This window comes from Corynebacterium sanguinis (genome assembly GCF_007641235.1).
Taxonomy (GTDB): domain Bacteria; phylum Actinomycetota; class Actinomycetes; order Mycobacteriales; family Mycobacteriaceae; genus Corynebacterium; species Corynebacterium sanguinis.
Window position 1 is genome coordinate 461349 of the sequence record NZ_CP038157.1, and the last position, 17071, is coordinate 478419.

24 protein-coding genes are annotated in these 17071 nt (G+C 63.4%); 3 read left to right on the top strand and 21 right to left on the bottom strand.

The genetic code is table 11. The features are described 5' to 3' along the window. Window positions 1-45: 45 nt before the first annotated feature. The 11 genes from truA to secY all read right to left on the bottom strand — a co-directional run bounded on the left by truA (window position 46) and on the right by secY (window position 8116). Window positions 46-888 carry a tRNA pseudouridine(38-40) synthase TruA gene (truA, locus tag E3227_RS02220; protein WP_144317413.1) on the bottom strand — a complete coding sequence of 281 codons (843 nt, stop codon included), beginning with the start codon at window positions 886-888 and terminating at the stop codon, window positions 46-48. A gap of 88 nt (window positions 889-976) precedes the next feature. Next, window positions 977-1483: a 50S ribosomal protein L17 gene (gene rplQ, locus E3227_RS02225; protein WP_136650806.1), complete on the bottom strand. Its 507-nt coding sequence runs from the start codon at window positions 1481-1483 to the stop codon at window positions 977-979. Window positions 1484-1529: 46 nt separating this feature from the next. Beyond that, the gene (locus E3227_RS02230) at window positions 1530-2543 is read right to left on the bottom strand and encodes a DNA-directed RNA polymerase subunit alpha (RefSeq protein WP_136650805.1); all 1014 of its coding nucleotides are present in this window, start codon (window positions 2541-2543) and stop codon (window positions 1530-1532) included. Window positions 2544-2621: 78 nt separating this feature from the next. Beyond that, entirely contained in the window at window positions 2622-3227 is a 606-nt protein-coding gene (gene rpsD / locus E3227_RS02235; RefSeq protein WP_136650804.1) for a 30S ribosomal protein S4, read from the bottom strand. A gap of 27 nt (window positions 3228-3254) precedes the next feature. After that, complete coding sequence (rpsK, locus tag E3227_RS02240; protein ID WP_136650803.1) at window positions 3255-3659, bottom strand: 30S ribosomal protein S11; 405 nt, start codon at window positions 3657-3659, stop codon at window positions 3255-3257. A 3-nt stretch (window positions 3660-3662) separates the two neighbouring features. Then, on the bottom strand, window positions 3663-4031 hold the full coding sequence (gene rpsM, locus E3227_RS02245) for a 30S ribosomal protein S13 (protein WP_006839471.1): 369 nt from the start codon (window positions 4029-4031) through the stop codon (window positions 3663-3665). A 183-nt stretch (window positions 4032-4214) separates the two neighbouring features. Then, window positions 4215-4433 carry a translation initiation factor IF-1 gene (gene infA / locus E3227_RS02250; RefSeq protein ID WP_018017508.1) on the bottom strand — a complete coding sequence of 73 codons (219 nt, stop codon included), beginning with the start codon at window positions 4431-4433 and terminating at the stop codon, window positions 4215-4217. Window positions 4434-4603: 170 nt separating this feature from the next. Then, window positions 4604-5365 (bottom strand): L,D-transpeptidase, encoded by a 762-nt coding sequence (locus E3227_RS02255; protein WP_144317414.1) that lies wholly within the window; start codon window positions 5363-5365, stop codon window positions 4604-4606. Between the two features lie 45 nt (window positions 5366-5410). Next, window positions 5411-6214, bottom strand: a complete 804-nt coding sequence (gene map / locus E3227_RS02260) for a type I methionyl aminopeptidase (protein ID WP_136650801.1) — start codon at window positions 6212-6214, stop codon at window positions 5411-5413. 19 nt (window positions 6215-6233) lie between these two features. Next, window positions 6234-6788 carry an adenylate kinase gene (locus tag E3227_RS02265; protein WP_006839467.1) on the bottom strand — a complete coding sequence of 185 codons (555 nt, stop codon included), beginning with the start codon at window positions 6786-6788 and terminating at the stop codon, window positions 6234-6236. Continuing rightward, on the bottom strand, window positions 6788-8116 hold the full coding sequence (gene secY / locus E3227_RS02270) for a preprotein translocase subunit SecY (protein ID WP_006839466.1): 1329 nt from the start codon (window positions 8114-8116) through the stop codon (window positions 6788-6790). Before secY ends, E3227_RS02265 begins: the two co-directional genes overlap by 1 nt. A 231-nt stretch (window positions 8117-8347) precedes the next feature. On the opposite strand from secY, the gene E3227_RS02275 reads away from it, so the two are divergent. Next, on the top strand, window positions 8348-8902 hold the full coding sequence (locus E3227_RS02275; RefSeq protein WP_040422184.1) for a DUF1707 SHOCT-like domain-containing protein: 555 nt from the start codon (window positions 8348-8350) through the stop codon (window positions 8900-8902). Window positions 8903-8910: 8 nt separating this feature from the next. On the opposite strand, the gene E3227_RS02280 is transcribed toward E3227_RS02275, so the two are convergent. The 7 genes from E3227_RS02280 to rpsH form a co-directional block, all read right to left on the bottom strand. Then, window positions 8911-9120: a hypothetical protein gene (locus E3227_RS02280; RefSeq protein ID WP_136650800.1), complete on the bottom strand. Its 210-nt coding sequence runs from the start codon at window positions 9118-9120 to the stop codon at window positions 8911-8913. Between the two features lie 87 nt (window positions 9121-9207). Further along, window positions 9208-9654: a 50S ribosomal protein L15 gene (gene rplO, locus E3227_RS02285; RefSeq protein ID WP_006839463.1), complete on the bottom strand. Its 447-nt coding sequence runs from the start codon at window positions 9652-9654 to the stop codon at window positions 9208-9210. 7 nt (window positions 9655-9661) lie between these two features. Then, window positions 9662-9847, bottom strand: a complete 186-nt coding sequence (gene rpmD, locus E3227_RS02290) for a 50S ribosomal protein L30 (protein ID WP_006839462.1) — start codon at window positions 9845-9847, stop codon at window positions 9662-9664. 6 nt (window positions 9848-9853) lie between these two features. Continuing rightward, a complete protein-coding gene (gene rpsE / locus E3227_RS02295) occupies window positions 9854-10516 on the bottom strand; it encodes a 30S ribosomal protein S5 (RefSeq protein ID WP_136650798.1) in 663 nt (220 codons plus the stop codon). Window positions 10517-10556: 40 nt separating this feature from the next. Beyond that, a complete protein-coding gene (gene rplR, locus E3227_RS02300; RefSeq protein WP_136650797.1) occupies window positions 10557-10961 on the bottom strand; it encodes a 50S ribosomal protein L18 in 405 nt (134 codons plus the stop codon). Window positions 10962-10963: 2 nt separating this feature from the next. Further along, entirely contained in the window at window positions 10964-11500 is a 537-nt protein-coding gene (gene rplF, locus E3227_RS02305; RefSeq protein ID WP_136650796.1) for a 50S ribosomal protein L6, read from the bottom strand. 17 nt (window positions 11501-11517) lie between these two features. Continuing rightward, on the bottom strand, window positions 11518-11916 hold the full coding sequence (gene rpsH, locus E3227_RS02310) for a 30S ribosomal protein S8 (protein ID WP_136650795.1): 399 nt from the start codon (window positions 11914-11916) through the stop codon (window positions 11518-11520). 518 nt (window positions 11917-12434) lie between these two features. Here rpsH and E3227_RS02315 point away from each other — a divergent pair. After that, complete coding sequence (locus tag E3227_RS02315) at window positions 12435-13241, top strand: formate dehydrogenase accessory sulfurtransferase FdhD (RefSeq protein WP_144317415.1); 807 nt, start codon at window positions 12435-12437, stop codon at window positions 13239-13241. Here the strand turns inward: E3227_RS02315 and E3227_RS02320 are convergent. Together E3227_RS02320 and E3227_RS02325 are read right to left on the bottom strand one after the other, a co-directional pair. Then, window positions 13227-14732, bottom strand: coding sequence for an alpha/beta fold hydrolase (locus E3227_RS02320; RefSeq protein ID WP_144317416.1), 1506 nt, complete (start codon window positions 14730-14732; stop codon window positions 13227-13229). The genes E3227_RS02315 and E3227_RS02320 overlap by 15 nt on opposite strands. Before the next feature lie 78 nt (window positions 14733-14810). Beyond that, window positions 14811-15542 carry a DUF2786 domain-containing protein gene (locus E3227_RS02325; RefSeq protein ID WP_246062725.1) on the bottom strand — a complete coding sequence of 244 codons (732 nt, stop codon included), beginning with the start codon at window positions 15540-15542 and terminating at the stop codon, window positions 14811-14813. A gap of 143 nt (window positions 15543-15685) precedes the next feature. Between E3227_RS02325 and E3227_RS02330 the strand changes: the two genes are divergently transcribed. Further along, a complete protein-coding gene (locus E3227_RS02330) occupies window positions 15686-16168 on the top strand; it encodes a carboxymuconolactone decarboxylase family protein (protein WP_144317418.1) in 483 nt (160 codons plus the stop codon). An 88-nt stretch (window positions 16169-16256) separates the two neighbouring features. On the opposite strand, the gene E3227_RS02335 is transcribed toward E3227_RS02330, so the two are convergent. Beyond that, window positions 16257-17066 carry an ABC transporter ATP-binding protein gene (locus E3227_RS02335; RefSeq protein ID WP_144317419.1) on the bottom strand — a complete coding sequence of 270 codons (810 nt, stop codon included), beginning with the start codon at window positions 17064-17066 and terminating at the stop codon, window positions 16257-16259. Between the last annotated feature and the right edge of the window lie 5 nt (window positions 17067-17071).

Below are 17071 nucleotides of genomic sequence, written 5' to 3' on the forward strand. Positions count from 1 at the left end.
TGGCTATTGTATTGCCTGCATCGGACACTGCTTTGATCGGCGCGCTCAATCCCGTTTTGCCCTGGTCAGGCGGGCACGCTCGGCGTAGTGCTCGGGCGCGGGGTAGGAGACGTCGACAAGCGTCAGCCCCTTGGCGGGGGCGAGCAGCACCTGCGGGCTGCGCGACGTTTCGCCGAGCAGCGGCTCAACCCAGCCGGGGTCCTTCGACCCCTCCCCGACCTGCAGGCACGACGCAACGAGCGAACGGACCATGTTCCAGCAGAAGGCGTCGGCAGCGACGTGCGCTTCGTACAGGTTGGGCTCTTTGCTTGTCGACGCCTCCACCCAGCGCATCCTCAACACCTCGCGCACCGTCGTGGCGTGCGGCTTCGCCTTACAGAACGCGGCGAAGTCGTGGAGCCCCACGAACGCGTCAGCCGCCGCCTGCATGGCGTCGATGTCGACCGGGCGGCGCCACACGGCGGTATCGCGCGCGCGGGTCGGCAACGCGCCGGAGGGGTGCGTGGTCACCCGGTAAACGTAGGAGCGGTTCAACGCGGAGAAGCGGGCGTCGAAAAGCGGGCTCACCTCGGAGATGTCGAAGATCCGCACGTCGGCGGGCAGGAGCTTCGCGCACCGCCGAACGAGGCGGGCCGGGTCGCCGTCGATGGAGCGCTGGTCGAGCGCGGCCCGGGGGATGTCCGCGTGCGCGACCTGGCCGGAGGCGTGCACCCCGGCGTCGGTACGCCCCGCTACCGTCAGCTCAACCGGGGTGCGCAGCACCATCGACAGCGCCGACTCAATGGTGTGTTGAACCGTGCGCGTGGACGTGCCCTGGCGTGCCCAGCCGTGGAAATCCGTGCCGTCGTAGGCGATGTCCAGGCGCAGGCGCAGCGTTTCGTCGGTCATGGTGTTTCGAGGGTAGCAAAAGCCCCGCGCTTTTCCGTTACCGGAAATCAGCGCGGGGCGTGCGTGAAGCTGGAGGCGAAAAGTGCTCTTACTTCTCGTCCTCGGTGGTTTCAGTCTCGACGACCTCGACAACCTCGGTTGCCGGCTCGGCCTCGACGGTCTCGGTGGCGACGACCTCAGCCTCAGCCTGCTTGGAGGCAGCGGCGCGGGCGGCGCGGGACGCCTCGGACGACACGGTCTCCTCGAGAACGAGGGAGATGTGGGTCATCGGCGCGTTGTCGCCAGCGCGGTTCTCGAGCTTGATGGAGCGGGTGTAACCGCCATCGCGGTTCGCGAACTTCGGCGCGAGCTCGTTGAACAGGTACGCAACGATGTCCTTGTTCGGCAGCTCGGCGGCCACGGCGCGGCGGTCAGCCAGCGTGCCCTTCTTCGCCTTGGTGATCAGCTTCTCTGCGTAGGGGCGCAGAACCTTGGCCTTGGCCTCGGTGGTCTTAATTGCCCCGTGCTCGAAGAGGGACATAGCCAGGTTGGAAACGATGTGTTTCTGGTGGCTGGCGGAACCTCCGAGACGGGCGCCCTTCTTAGGGGTCGGCATTTTCGTACTCCTCGTGTGCGGTTAGTTGAGCGCGTGCTCTGTGTTGTTACTCGGTGTCTTCCGCGGTGACGTCGACGTAGTCGCCAGTCTCGGCGTCGTACCCCTCGATCTGGGTCGGGTCGAAGTCTTCCGGCGCGTCCTTCAGGGTCAGCCCCAACGAGGCAAGCTTGATCTTGACCTCGTTGATGGACTTCTGCCCGAAGTTACGGATGTCCAGCAGGTCACTTTCGGTGCACTCGGCGAGCTCACCGACGGAGTGGATCTCCTGGCGCTTCAGGCAGTTGTAGGAGCGGACGGAGAAGTTCAGGTCCTCAATCGGCAGGTTGTACGCAGCGATGTACTCCGTCTCCTGCGGGGACGGGCCAATCTCCAGGCCCTCGGCAGCCGTGTTCAGCTCGCGGGCGAGGCCGAACAGCTCCACCAGGGTCGAACCTGCAGACGCCAGGGCGTCACGGGCCGTCATGGAGTTCTTGGTCTCCACGTCGATGATGAGCTTGTCAAAGTCGGTGCGCTGCTCAACACGAGTTGCCTCAACCTTGTAGGCAACGCGGGTGACCGGGGAGTAGATCTGGTCGACCGGGATGCGGCCGACCTCTCCACCTGCGTACGGCATGGCCGGGACGTAGCCGCGGCCGCGCTCGACGACGAGCTCCATCTCGAGGCGCGCGCTGTCGTTGAGCGATGCGATGTGCAGATCCGGGTTGTGGATCGCAATATCGGCAGGCAGCTCAATATCGCCAGCGGTGACGTTGCCCGGGCCCTCCTTGGACAGGTACATGACAACCGGCTCGTCGGAGTCGGAAGACAGCACGATATTCTTGACGTTGAGGATGATCTCGGAAACGTTCTCCTTGATCCCGTTGATCGTGGTGAACTCGTGGAGCACACCGTCGATCTTGATCGAGGTCACGGCCGCGCCCGGGATGGACGACAGCAGCGTGCGGCGCAGGGAGTTTCCGAGGGTGTAACCGAAACCAGGCTCGAGCGGCTCGATGACGAACTTCGAGCGGTTGGTGTCGATGTACTCCTCAGTCAGTTGAGGGCGCTGAGAGATAAGCATGGACTTCTCCTTTGTCGGCAACCACTATTTGATGCCGGTAGGAACGGATGGTGCGGAAGGTTTTTACGAAGTAAGAGATTACTTCGAGTAGAGCTCGACGATGAGCTGCTCCTGCAGCGGCACGTCGATCTGAGCGCGCTCGGGCAGCTGGTGCACGAGAATGCGCAGGGTCTCCGGAACGACCTGCAGCCAGGCCGGAACGACGGAGTCAACCAGGTTGTCCTGGGCCTCCTCGAACCAGATCATGGCGCGGGACTTCTCGCGGACATCAATGATGTCGTACTGCGAGACGCGGTAGGACGGGACGTTCGTGCGCTTGCCGTTGACCGTGAAGTGGCCGTGGGAGACAAGCTGGCGTGCCTGGCGTCGGGTGCGTGCCAGACCAGCGCGGTAGACGACGTTGTCTAGGCGGGACTCGAGCAGGACGAGCAGGTTGTCACCGGTCTTGCCGGGGAGACGGTTGGCCTCCTCGTAGTAGCGGCGGAACTGCTTCTCCATCACGCCGTAGGTGAAGCGAGCCTTCTGCTTCTCCTGCAGCTGGAGCAGGTACTCAGATTCCTTGATGCGGGCGCGGCCAGCCTGCCCCGGAGGGTAGGGGCGGCGCTCGAACGACATGTCACCGCCGACGAGGTCGACGCGGAGGCGACGGGACTTACGGGTAGCAGGGCCAGTGTAACGAGCCATGTTTTCTTACCTCTTTTCCTTTCTGCCTTAAACGCGACGACGCTTCGGCGGACGGCAGCCGTTGAACGGCTGGGGCGTCACGTCGGAGATCGAGGACACCTCCAGGCCGGCGGCCTGGAGAGAACGGATAGCGGTCTCGCGGCCGGAGCCGGGACCCTTGACAAAGACGTCAACCTTCTTCATGCCGTGCTCCATTGCCTTGCGGGCTGCACTTTCAGCGGCCATCTGCGCGGCGAACGGGGTGGACTTACGCGAGCCCTTGAAGCCGACGTGGCCGGAGGACGCCCAGGAGATCACAGCACCGTTCGGGTCCGTGATGGACACGATGGTGTTGTTGAAGGTGGACTTGATGTACGCGTGGCCAGCGGCCACGTTCTTCTTGACGACGCGACGGCCGGTACGGCGCGCGCCGGAACGAGTCTTCGGTGGCATGTGTTACTTCTTCTTTCCTGCGATGGTCTTCTTCGGTCCCTTGCGAGTACGCGCGTTGGTCTTCGTGCGCTGGCCGCGAACGGGCAGCCCGCGGCGGTGGCGCAGACCCTGGTAGGAACCGATCTCGATCTTGCGGCGAATGTCAGCCTGAACCTCACGGCGCAGGTCGCCCTCGACGGTGTAGGAGGACTCGATGGCGTCGCGAAGCGCGGCGAGCTGATCGTCGGTCAAGTTGTCGGTGCGCAGGTCAGGAGAAATGCCCGTCTTCTCGAGCAGTTCCTTGGATCGGGTTGCCCCGATTCCGTAAATGTAGGTGAGTGCGATCTCCATGCGCTTGTTGCGCGGCAGATCGACACCAGCGAGACGTGCCATGTGGGACGTGCCTTTCAGGTTGGTACGGTGGTTTTCTCCCCACCCGTCCACGCCACGCGACGCTTTACCCGGTCCTAACCGGATGATGGGCCGTGATTACGCGCGGCTTCGGCCACCGCGGCCGAAGGTAGATCGCTCACCGCCGAGTGCGGCGGTGAGTTTGGGTGAGAAGGCGGAAAAGTTTTACTTGTAGCGGTACGTGATACGTCCGCGGTCGAGGTCGTAGGGCGACAGCTCCACAATCACCCGGTCCTCCGGGAGGATGCGGATGTAGTGTTGGCGCATCTTGCCACTGATGTGGGCGAGAACCTCGTGGCCGTTGTCGAGTTCGACACGGAACATCGCGTTCTTCAAGGGCTCGACGATGCGGCCCTCAACCTCAATTGCGCCTTCTTTTGCCATACACTCCACTTCCTACAGCACCGTGTTTGCATTGGTGCTAGACGTATCATTTGTTCGCTGACTGGCGCGCACAACCCGCATTTTTTGGGGGGAGTTCACACCAAGTTGTAACTATATCGCCCCACCTGCACAAAGACAAACCCCGCATCCTTGAGGATGCGGGGCGCCGGCTAGTAGACGACGACCTTGTCGTCGATGTTCAACTCGTTGAAGTAACGCTGGGCGTCCTCGCGGTGCATGCGCACGCACCCGTGCGACAGATACGCGGGGTCTCCCTCATGGAACGCGATTCCGTTGTAGGTGAAGTACGTTGCGAAAGGCATCGGGGCGTTGTTGAACTCGTAGGAGATTTCGTCCTTCACCTTCCGGTTGACGTAGAACGTTCCGCGCGGTGTCTCGTAGCCCGGCTTGCCCGTCGCCACGCGGACGTCGCCGTAGTATACCTGCCCGTTTTTCTGCAGCCAGGAGCGCTGCCCGGCGATGTCGACGCACACCTTGGCGTCCTTGGGGCACGCGCCGTAATCGAAGGCCGCAGGTTGAGCCGGTGCGGCAGCTTGCTGCGTCACTGGGGCGGGAGCAGGAGCCGGCGGCAGGTGCTCGGCGATGAGCCCGGGAAACAGCGCCTCGAAGGTCTGGTCAATCTGGGCGCGCGCCTGCTCCGGCAGCGCGGGGTTAATCGCCGCAAGCGAACCCGCCTGGGCGATCAGCCCGACGCGGATGTTCCACGCGCTGTCGCGGCTTGACGACGCCAGCGTGCTCGACGTCTGCTGCGCAAACGCGTCGAGCGCGACGGCCGGATCCGCGCTGAGCTGCGCCGTGACCGGCAGTTGCTGGGCGTCGGCCGCGGCCGGGGAGAAGATGAGGGCGGCGCAGGCGCCGACGGCGGCGACAACAGCTGTGAAGCTGCTGACACGACGTTGAGAATTCGACATGGTGGAAGTATAACCCCCGTTAGCAGTTTTGACGCACTAGTCTGCTCACAACTGGGTGCGCGGGGTGAGAACCCGCGGTCCCTGCGCGGTAGCGGCAACGGTGTGTTCCCAGTGCGCCGCGGGTGAACCGTCGAGGGTGACAACCGTCCAGTCGTCGTCAAGCACCTCGCTGGAAACCTCTCCCCCGAGGATCAGCATCGGCTCGATCGCAAGCACTGACCCTTCCTGGATCTGGGGGCCTCGGCCAGGCTTGCCCTCGTTGGCCAAAAACGGCTCTTCGTGCATGGAGCGGCCAATGCCGTGCCCGCCGTAGCCGTCGAGAATGCCGAGCGCGACGCCAAATCGTTGCTCCGCGGCGCGGGTTGCCGCCTCGAGAGCATGGGAGATATCCGTGAGCCGGTTTCCGGGCACCATCGCTTTGATCCCCTGGTCAAGCACCCACGCCGTAGCTCGGTTGAGCTTGTCGATGTCCTCGGCGAGCTCGCCGACACCGAACGACCACGCGGAGTCGCCCACCCAGCCGGCAAGGGTTGCGCCGCAGTCCACTGAAACCAGGTCGCCCTCTTTCAGGATGACTTTCTCGCTCGGGATGCCGTGCACTACGACGTCGTTGACGGAGGCGCAAATCGACGCCGGGAAACCTTGGTAGCCGAGGAACGTCGGAACCGCGCCGTATGAGCGGATGACGTCCTCGGCAACGCGGTCAAGATCGGCGGTGGTGCGTCCCGGCTCGGCGGCCTTGCGCACCTCCTGCAGCGCAACGCCGACGACGCGGCCCGCCGCCTCCATCGCCTCGAGGTCCGAGGGCGACTTGGCGGGGATGCGTCGTCGGCGCGGGTTAAAAATCATCACGTCTGCCGCGCTGCGCCTACTTGCTCAGCTTTTCCAGTTCGCTCATTGCGCGGCCGTTGACCTCGTCGACCTCACCGACGGCGTCGATGTTGATGATCTCGTCGCCGTAGTGGTCGATGAGTGGGGCGGTCTCGTTGCGGTAGACACCGAGGCGGGTGCGGATCGTTTCCTCGTTGTCGTCCTCGCGGCCTCGGGCGAGCATGCGCTCGACAACGACGTCCTCGTCGACCTGGAAGTTGAGAACGCCGTCGAGGGCGACACCCTTCTTGCGCAGCAGTTCCTCGAGGATCTCAGCCTGCTCCACGGTGCGCGGGAAGCCGTCGAGAAGAAAGCCGTTGGCCGCGTCCGACTCTTCGAGGCGGGCCTCGACCATGCGCGCGGTCACCTCCGTGGGCACGAGACGGCCCGCGTCAATGTATTCCTTGGCTTCGACGCCGAGCGAGGTGCCCTCGCCGATGTTGGCGCGGAACAAATCACCAGTGGAAATGTGCGGCACGCCGAGCTTGTCCGAGAGGATGGAAGCTTGGGTACCTTTGCCGGCGCCGGGAGGGCCGAGGAGAACGAGACGCATTATCGGAGAAGTCCTTCGTAGTTGGATTGGAGAAGTTGGGATTCAATTTGCTTCACCGTGGTCAGTGCCACGGACACCATAATCAGGATAGCGGTGCCGCCGAAAGCGCTCATCCCCATGCTTCCGGTGCCGGTCACACCGGCATCGAGTGCGAGGTTGGGAAGGATCGCGATCAGGCCGAGGTAGAGCGCACCGACGAACAGCAACCGGTTCATCACAAACGCGAGGTACTGCGCGGTGGGCCGGCCTGGGCGGATGCCCGGGATGAAGCCACCGTACTTCTTCATGTTGTCCGCCTGCTCCACCGGGTCGTACTGGATGGAGACGTAGAAGTAGGAGAAGAAGATGATCATCGCGAAGTAGATCAGGATGTACTGCCACGAACCCGGGTTCTGTAGCCAGGCCATGACGTTGTTCATCCACCAGTTGTCCGGCGGCGTCGGGTTGTTCATGGTCACGATCTGCGTGATCAGGATCGGAACGTACAGCAGCGAGGACGCGAAGATGACGGGGATCACACCCGCCTGGTTGACCTTCAGCGGCAGGTAGGTGGATGACCCGCCGTACTGGCGGCGGCCCACCATGCGCTTGGCGTACTGCACCGGAATCCTGCGTTGGCCCTGCTCCACGAAGATGATGCCGACCACCAGCACAATCAGCGCCGCGAGCACCAGCCCGAAGGTCACACCACCGGACTGCTCGAGAATAATGGCACCCTGGGCGGGGATCTGGGTCGCGATACCAGCGAAGATCAGCAGCGACATGCCGTTGCCGACGCCCTTTTCTGTGATGATCTCACCGAGCCACATGATCAGCACCGCACCCGATGTCATCACGATAATCATCATGATCAGCGTCCAGATGGTGCGGTCTTCCACCAGGATGGGCATGCCTTGGCCCAGCAGCTGTTCGCGATCCGCCAGCGCCACGATGCCCGCGGACTGCAACAGCGCAAGGCCGACGGTGAGGTAGCGCGTGTACTGCGTCATCTTCGTCTGGCCAGCCTGGCCCTCTTTCTTGAGCTCCTCGAAGCGAGGGATGACGACGGTGAGCAGCTGCACGATGATCGACGCCGTGATGTACGGCATGATGCCGATCGCGAAGATAGACAGCTGCAGGAGAGCACCACCCGAGAACAGGCCGATGATTGAGAACATCGTGGCCTGATCGCCTTGCGAAACCTCGTTGAGGCGCGCGCTGATCAGCGCGTAGTCGACTCCCGGTGTCGGAATCTGCGCGCCGACGCGGTAGAGAACCAACAACGCGAGGGTGATAAGGATCTTTTTGCGCAGATCAGCGTCCCTAAACGCTTGAACAATAGCGGACACAAAGCCTCCTGGCTTCCGCGGTGGGTGAGACCTCGGAAGATAGCGGACAGGTATAGCCGAGGGCTAGGAAACTCGATGCTTCCCACCCCAGGCACGTTTGACCCCAACAGCCTACCAGCCACCGGACAATCGTCGAAGTTGCGGTGCGCGTTGGCGCGCACAATACTTGAGTTACTTATCGACGCCCACACCACGTTAGGGTGTCAGGTCGTTTACCCAGAGGAGGCTTAAGTGGCGGAATTTCCCGACGTCCGCGTCGGAGACCCCGAGCGCTCGGAAGCCTTTGACCGGTTGACGCACCTGTTTACTAACGGCTATCTGGGCGTCGCCGAGTTTGATGCGCGCACCGCTGAGCTGACGCAAGCGACTTACAGGAGCGACCTCGACAAACTGTTCGCGGACATGCCTGAATCTATCGAGCGCAACTCCCCCGCCATCGCCCAGCCGGGAGATGACAGGCCAGAGCGGCGCACCCTACCGCGAGAGTTCGACGCAGACGCCGAGCTTGACAAGGTGCTGAGCCGAGGGAAGAAAGTGCAGGCCGCTGACACCATCATCTGGTCTGCCACGATGGTGCTTTTCTTCCTGGGTCTTTTCGTATTTAACTGGATGTACTTCTGGGTGGTGTTCCCGATCGCCGGCCTGGCTTCGTGGGGCGCCCGCGAATTCTTCGGGCTCGGCGACGAGGAAGAAGAAATCTTCGAGGAACTCAACGCGTCGGAAACCAAAAAGCGCGCCGAAAGGCTGCGCGTGGCCATGGAGCGTCGCAAAGAGCTCGGCCAGTGACCGCCGCGCTACGCGCGCTCCCGATCGATCGGTTTCTCGTCGCCGCCGCGGCGGCGTTGCCTGCTGTCGTAGGCCAAACCGGCGACAACACCGACCCCGACGCCGACCCCGATGCCCACACCAACGTTGTCGAAGAAAAGCATTCCCATCCAGACACCCGCTAAGAGTCCAAGGATGATTCCGTAGATGAGGCCGTTGTGCGCTCCTGCGTTACCCATGTGGAAAGAATAACAAAAAGTAAGGAAGAGGCGGGCTGATCCCGTAGGTGGGAACAGCCCGCCTCTCAGTGCGGTTTTCTAAAAAACCTACGCCTCGGTGACGGTGCCTCCGGCTGCCTCGATCTTCTCGACGGCAGACTTGGAGAACTTCGTGGCGGTGACGTCGAGCTTGACGCCCAGGTCACCGTTGCCCAGAACCTTCACCGGCTCGTTCTTGCGAACAAGGCCCGCTGCGACGATGTCGGAGATGGCCACAGTGCCACCGTTCGGGAACGCCTTCTCGAGGTCTGCCACGTTGACAACCTGGAAAATGACCTTGTTCGGGTTCTTGAAGCCCTTCAGCTTCGGCAACCGCATGTGCAGCGGCATCTGGCCACCCTCGAAAGCGGCCGAAACCTGCTTGCGAGCGCCGGTGCCCTTGGTACCGCGACCTGCGGTCTTACCCTTGGATGCTTCACCGCGGCCAACGCGGGTCTTGGACTTCTTCGCGCCCTGCGCCGGGCGCAGATCATGGAGCTTGATGATGTCAGCCATGTGTAATCTACTCCCCTGCAACTTCTTCAACGGTGACCAGGTGGCGCACCTTGAGGATCTGGCCGCGGGTTGCGGCGTTGTCCTGCTTGATCACCGACTGGCCAATCTTGCGCAAGCCCAGTGCCTCCAGGTTTGCGCGGGTCGTCGGCTTCTCGCCGACCTTGCCGTGGTGCAACGTAATCTTCAGAGCCATTGTTTCTTAAGCCTCCTGTCCTGCGCGTGCGCGCAGCATGCGGGCCGGTGCAATGTCCTCGACGGACTTGCCGCGCTTGGCGGCAATCTCCTCGGGGCGCACGAGCTCCTTGAGGCCGGCAACGGTCGCGTGAACCACGTTCAGGGCGTTGTCGGAGCCGAGAGACTTCGACAGGATGTCCTGCACGCCGGCGCACTCCAAAACGGGGCGCACGGCGCCACCGGCGATGACACCGGTACCCGGTGCGGCCGGGCGCAGCATGACGATGCCGGCGGCTGCCTCACCCTGGACCGGGTGCGGGATGGTGCCGCCGATCATCGGGACGCGGAAGAAGTTCTTGCGGGCCTCTTCAGCGCCCTTCTGGATGGCAGCGGGAACTTCCTTCGCCTTGCCGTAGCCGACGCCGACCATGCCCTGGCCGTCGCCGACGACGACGAGCGCGGTGAAGGACATGTTGCGGCCGCCCTTGACGGTCTTGGCAACACGGTTGATGGTGACAACGCGCTCGATGTACTTGTCGCGATCGTCGTTCTGGTTGCGGCGGTCGTCGCGGTCGCGGCGGCCTCCGCGGCCACCGCGCTCGCCACGGTCGTTATTGCGCTGGTTGCGGTCGTTGTTGTTCTGGTTGTCGGCGGAGCGTCCGCCGTCACGCCGTTCACGTTCGGCCATTACGCGTTCCTTCCGTTGATGGTGATGATTGCGGTAGTCATTAGAACTTCAGACCACCTTCGCGAGCTGCGTCAGCAAGGGCTGCCACTCGGCCGTGGTACTTGTAGCCAGCGCGGTCGAAGACAACCGCGTCGATGCCGGCTTCCTTCGCGCGCTGAGCGATCAGGGCGCCAACCTTTGCTGCCTTGTCCTTCTTATCGCCCTCGGCACCGCGGATGTCGGCTTCCATCGTGGAGGCGGACACGAGCGTGTGGCCGGCGAGGTCGTCGATGACCTGCACGTGCATGTGGCGAGAAGAGCGGTGCACGACGAGACGCGGGGTCTCCGGGGTGCCACGCAGCGTCTTGCGGATACGGAAGTGGCGACGTGCGCGGGCCTCGCGGCGGCGGGAAGAAATGTCCTTGCCCACCGGGGTGCGCTTGGTGTTCTCTGCAGTATTGCTCATGATTACTTACCCGTCTTTCCGACCTTGCGGCGAACCTGCTCGCCTGCGTAGCGGATGCCCTTACCCTTGTAGGGGTCGTCCTTGCGCAGTCGGCGGATGTTCGCAGCGATCTGGCCTACCTGCTGCTTGTCGATGCCCTCGATGGAGAACTTGGTATTTCCGTCGACGGCGAAGGTGATGCCCTCGGGTGCCTGGATCAGGATCGGGTGCGAGTAGCCCAGGGAGAACTCGAGGTCCTTGCCCTTGGCCTGCACGCGGTAACCGACGCCGAAGATCTCCATGTTGACCTTGTAGCCCTCGGTCACGCCCACGACCAGGTTGTTCACCAGGGAGCGGGACAGGCCGTGCAGGGCGCGGCTGGTGCGGTTGTCGTCCGGGCGGGACACCACGATTTCGTTTTCAGCAACGGAAGCGGTGATCGGCTCCGGGAGTTCGAGCGACAGGGTGCCCTTCGGGCCCTTGACCTGAACGTTACGGCCGTCAATAGTGGTCTCGACGCCGTTGGGGATTGCGATGGGTGCTTTACCTACGCGTGACATAGTCTTTCCAACCTCCCTTACCAGACGTAGGCGAGAACTTCTCCGCCTACGCCTTTCTCCTGGGCCTGACGATCGGTCAGGAGGCCCTGCGACGTGGAAATGATTGCCACGCCAAGGCCGCCAAGAACCTGCGGCAGGTCGTTCGACTTTGCGTACACACGCAGACCCGGCTTGGACACGCGGCGCAGCCCTGCAATGGAGGACTCGCGGGTGGGGCCGTACTTGAGGTCCAGGGTCAGCGTCTTGCCAACCTTGACTTCCTCAACCTTGTAGTCAGCGATGTAGCCCTCCTGCTTGAGGATCTCCGCAATGTTGACCTTCAATTTGGAGGAGGGCATAGACACGGTCTCGTGCTGCGCATTATTTGCGTTACGCACGCGAGACAGCATGTCTGCGATTGGATCAGTCATCGTCATGTGAAGTGACCGTTTTACCTTTCTCGTTGCGGTTCCCTTTAAAAACCCACCTGACCCCCACAAACTGCTTCGTGGAATGGTCGCGTTATCCGTGTGGTCTGTTGGGGGCTACTCAACGCTCCCCGCGCTCAGTAACGCGGGGCGCTCGCCGCCTCCCTTACACCCGGTCCGCATGTCGGCGGGGGGCCTGCAACAAAGTTGGATGTGCAGTTAAATGAACTTGTTGAATCTCCGTGGACGCCATGTGTCGGGCCCAGAAGTCCAAACGAGAACCCTACCGGCCGCAGCAGCTAAGAAGCAAATTGCTACCAGGGGCGTTCGCCTCCCAGTGCGCGGCAGCGCACGTGGATACGGAACACGGCGCGGTGTCGACCCAGTTGCGCTCCCTTCCACCTTCGCGCTGCGGCTGCAGACGAGTTCGCCGGGGGTTTCTGGCATGGAGCGCGTGTTGGAGGGTGCCGCGGCACGGGTAGGCTCGTAACTCTCACAGCCCAAAGTCGACGCAAGGAAGGTGGCAAGTGGGACGGATCAACCGCAGCTTTGCCGTGACGACGCTGTCGCTTGGCGACGCCTCCGCGGCGGCACAGGTCTTCTCCGACACGCGTGCCGGAACCGCGGCCGCGGAGGAGCCGCTGCAACTGCGCTCTCGCGGCGTCACGCTGTTAACCACGACCCGCACCCCGGGAAACGACGTCGAGCTTGTCCACGGGTGGTTGTTTACCAAGGGGCTGATCCGCGACGCCTCCGATGTTGCAACGGCGCGGTACTGCGCGGGCGCCGTGGATACCGGCGGGCGCAACACCTACAACCTGATGGACGTCGACATCGCTGCCCCGCTTACCCCTGTCTCTCCGCTAGCGGATTCCTGTGGCGTGTCGCGGGAGCAGACCATCTCCGAGATCGTGCACAGCGCCCCCGGCCCGGTCACCCCGGTCGATGTCGCGGCTGAGACGTGGTTTCGCTTCGCCGATCTTGTCGTCGAACGCAACGCCAAGGCGCCGACTCGCGTCGCTGTTCTCGCTACCGCAGAGGCTGACCACGTGCTGCGGCGAGAGGACCTGAACACCTCCCACGCCGTCGATAAGCTCGTTGGCTCTCTGGACCTTGACTCCGCGGTTCCTGCGGCCGAGCGCGTTCTGGTGCTCGACACGCAGGTGACGTTTGAGATTGCGCGCAAGGCGTTGATGGCGGGGATTGCCGCCATCGTGACCACCGCGGACGCGTCGTCGCTCGCGGTGGAACTGGCCCGCCACGCAGGCATGACGCTGGTGGCGCACGCGAGCGGGCGCCGCGTCAGTGTCTACGCGGGCCTACAAACGCCCTGAGCCCTGCATTCCCGAACTCAAGCCCGTCTCAACCCCTCCCGGGACGAACCCGCTCGATAGCGGCAGCGAGCTCACCGCAGAGCTGAGATCGGCGGCGGAGGAACCGAGGTTGCCGTCGAAGTTCGTGCACACCGTCGGCTGCGCCGGCATGCGGCCATGGAAGGCGTCGATGACGAACGGGATACCGAACGCGCCACCTGAAACCGCCTGGGCCACGTGGTTGTAGGTGGCAATCGCAGGGAGGATGTCGTCGCGGTAAACCACGGGAACCCCCTTCGCGCACCAGGCGCGGGCAAGTACCTTGGCCTGGTCGTAGGCGACGTTCTGGTCGTAGCGGCCGGAGACGATCATCACCGGCACCTGGGGTGCGCCGTTGCCGATGAACTGGTCGTCGATTGCCCTCTGCGCGGCAGGGTACTCCTGGGCGAGCTCGCCGAGCGTCCGGTTGCCGGTAATCCACTCGCGGGTGTACACCCCGTCGTATTCCCTCATGATGTCATCGGTGCACATGTTGGTCACCTTCTCCAGCGCATCGCGCCCCGCCGGGGACACGTTCGCGTCGAAGATCTCCGCGAGCTCTGGGTAACGGGCCATTAGCCCGTTGACGGCGAAGCCGATCACGCCGGAGAGGTCGGAGCCGTCGATGTTGTCCTGGACCTTGATGAGGTCCGCCGGCGGTGCAGAGGCGTAGCTGGCCACCAGGTTGACATCAGGTGCGTACTCGGGCTGGGCCTCCGCCGCAGCAGCCGATGCGCCACCGCCCTGGGAGTGCCCGTAGACGGCCACCTTACCGAACTGCCCGCCGCGGCTTTCAACGAGCTCACGCGCGGCGCGCGCGGCGTCGAGCATCGCATGCGCCTGGTCCTTTCGGTTCATGTAGGTGTGCAAGCCCGGGGTGCCCATCCCGATCAGGTCTGTGACAACGACGCGCACACCCTGGCTGGCATACATCATGTCGTAGTTGCCCTCGAGATTGACCGTCCGGCCCGTGTAAACCGGATCAGGCTGCCCGTCGAGCGGCCAGTTGCGAGAGGGCGCGCAGTGATCGCCCTGCCCGACCGTCCCGCGCACGATCACCACGGTGGGGCGCGGTCCCTCGCCGTGCCACGGCACCGTCGGCTCGAGCACGTATCCGGTCACGGGCGTCAGTTTCCCGTCGGCGTCTTCGGTGGTGTACATAATCTTGTCCACACTGGTGGGAAGACCCGGCGAACCGTTTCCGAGGATTCCGGAATAAGGCGCCGGTTGCGTACGCAAGATCTCGCCGACTCGACTCGGGGCGACGCCGGAAGTGTCATAGAAGGGGTCCACTGCACCGGGCTGGACGGGGCCCTGCGTCACAATCGACGAGCCGACCGTGGAGCCTTCCAATGATCCTTCTGCGGCCGCTGCGTGGCCCCCGCCAGCGAGAACCGCCGACACCGCTACCGCGCTCGCCGTGACTACTGCGGCCGCAGACCGCCTCACCCTCGCCGTAACCACCGAACCCATGTGACCTCCCTCACGTTTGAAATCCTCATGTATTTTAGGTCATATTAGTGGTCCGCATGCGCAGATGTTATTGTTTTGCTAAACAATTTTTCGGAACGTAAGCGCAGGTCGGGATCCAACGCGGGCTTGCCCCAAATCCGACCTCTCCCCCGCTTCCACTCCCTGCCCGTAAGACTCGCCGTCGAAGGTTCGCTGCGAGCGAAAGTTCTCGAAGAACAGACCGTGGTGGCGACCGAAATCCTCTTGAGCCTGGCGCGCTTTCTCGGCGTCGTCGACAAGCGCTAGCGCATACTCGCCCGCGGTTCCCGCAACACTTTGCTCCGCCGCCCTCAACCGATACGCGATGCTGTGCGTGAAACCAGTCATGAACGAGCGGCGCTGCACGACCGTGGAGGTCGCGTCGAACGGGCCGGCGACGATCGCCCCCGCAGCCGCGATCATCGCCGGGTTGAGCAGCGTGAAGAGCAGATTGACGCGATCGAGGTGGCGCCGCAGCCCGAAAATAGTCACCGAACTGATCCGCGTGGAACGGCGCACCCTCTGACTGAAACCCGTGCAGTGCAAGGCCGCGGCGATGCCGAGCAACAGGGCGGCTTGCATATCCGTGTAAGCCCCACTGAGCCCAACGCTTTTATGCCCCACGTCATCTCCCTCATCGGGTGAGTTTAGGTCTCGTTCATCGAAGCCGTGGCTGGCCATCAGCGCAAAAGCCTTGGCGTAGTAGGACTCCCCCTCGGCCGTGCCCTGCCGATCCGCCGCCTGATTCAGCAGCTTTTGCACCTTGTCCTTGATTTTCTCGGTCGTTGCCATGATGTTGCCCATTCCCCCTGTCAGTGAGTTGTTCCTCCCCAACTGCTACCCGAGCAACCCGCGTCCATACCCGCCGAGGGTGAACGCCTGTGGATAACCGCCGATTGTGGATAAGTTCCCAACCCGCCACTAGGCTCGCGGGCATGGTGGAGGCGAGAAAACAGATGCGCGGCGAGGCGCTGCGCTCCCTACTTCCCATGGTCAAATACTCGGGTAGCAACGTCGACCAGGCCTACCGGCACCTGGTGTCGCTGCGCGCGTCGGTGATCAACGACTGCAAAGCCTGCATCACCACGCATCGTCGCGATGCCCGCTCTGACGGCTGGGACGAAACGCGAATTTTGCGGGCGGAGGACTGGACCAACCATCGCGACCGCTTCGACGAGAAGGAAACCGCGGTGCTCGCCCTGACCGACGCGGTGACGCACATTGACGGCTACGAATCCGTACCCGACGAGCTGTGGGACAGCGTCGAGAAACACTTTGGCACACAGGGCGCGCACGACGTGCTGGTGAGCATCCTAGCGATCAACACGTTTAACCGGCTGAGCATCACCACGCGAACCAACGCGGACGCGATTAAATCCACCATCGAATTCGACCACGACTACGACGCGACGCTCTAGGGCTCGGCGCTTGCGAATGCATACTCAGCGAAGGGACACGCACACCTAACCCCCTAGACCGCAGGGCACCCGCTCAAGCGATACCCCTTTAGCTGGGCCAATCGCTGTATACAACGCCGCGCGGGACAATGACCGGCGAGCCTCCCGCCGGGTCCTCCCACACTTCGGCGCGCAGCCCGTAGGCCTGCTCCAACACCTGCGGAGTCAACGCCTGCGAGGGGGCGCCCTCGGCCAGGATGCGCCCCTGCTTCATCACAACCAGGGTGTCGGAGTACATCCCCGCCAGCATCAGATCGTGCAACACCATCACCACGGCCTTGCCTCGGCGCGCTTGGCCGCGGGCGAGCTCGAGCATGGCGATGGCGTGGGCGGGGTCAAGGAACGTGGTTGGTTCGTCGAGAAGCAGGACAGGCGTGTCCTGCGCGAGCGCCATCGCTAGCCACACGCGCTGGCGCTGCCCGCCGGAGAGCTCCGCAATGTCGCGATCGACGAGCTCGGTAACTGAGGTTTCCGCGCAGGCCCGTTCAATCGCCTCCCGGTCCTCGGCGCCAAGGCCCCGCAGGCGGTCCCGGTGCGGGTGGCGGCCACGGGCGACAAGCTCTCCGACGCGCAGCCCATCAGGGGCGACGGGGTTCTGCGCAAGCATCGCGATGCGCGTCGCTGCCTGCCGAAACGACAGCGAATGGACATCTTCACCGCCAACCGTCACCGTGCCGGCGCGAGGAGTGAGAACCTTCGACATCGTCTTTAACAGCGTCGACTTGCCGCACCCGTTCGGGCCGATCAGGGTGGTCACCTCGCCAGGGCGAGCGACCAAGCTCACACCGTGCAGCACGTCGCTGCTGCTGCCGTAACCTGCGACGATATCGCGCGCGACGACTGATTGCCCTGCGTTCATTATTT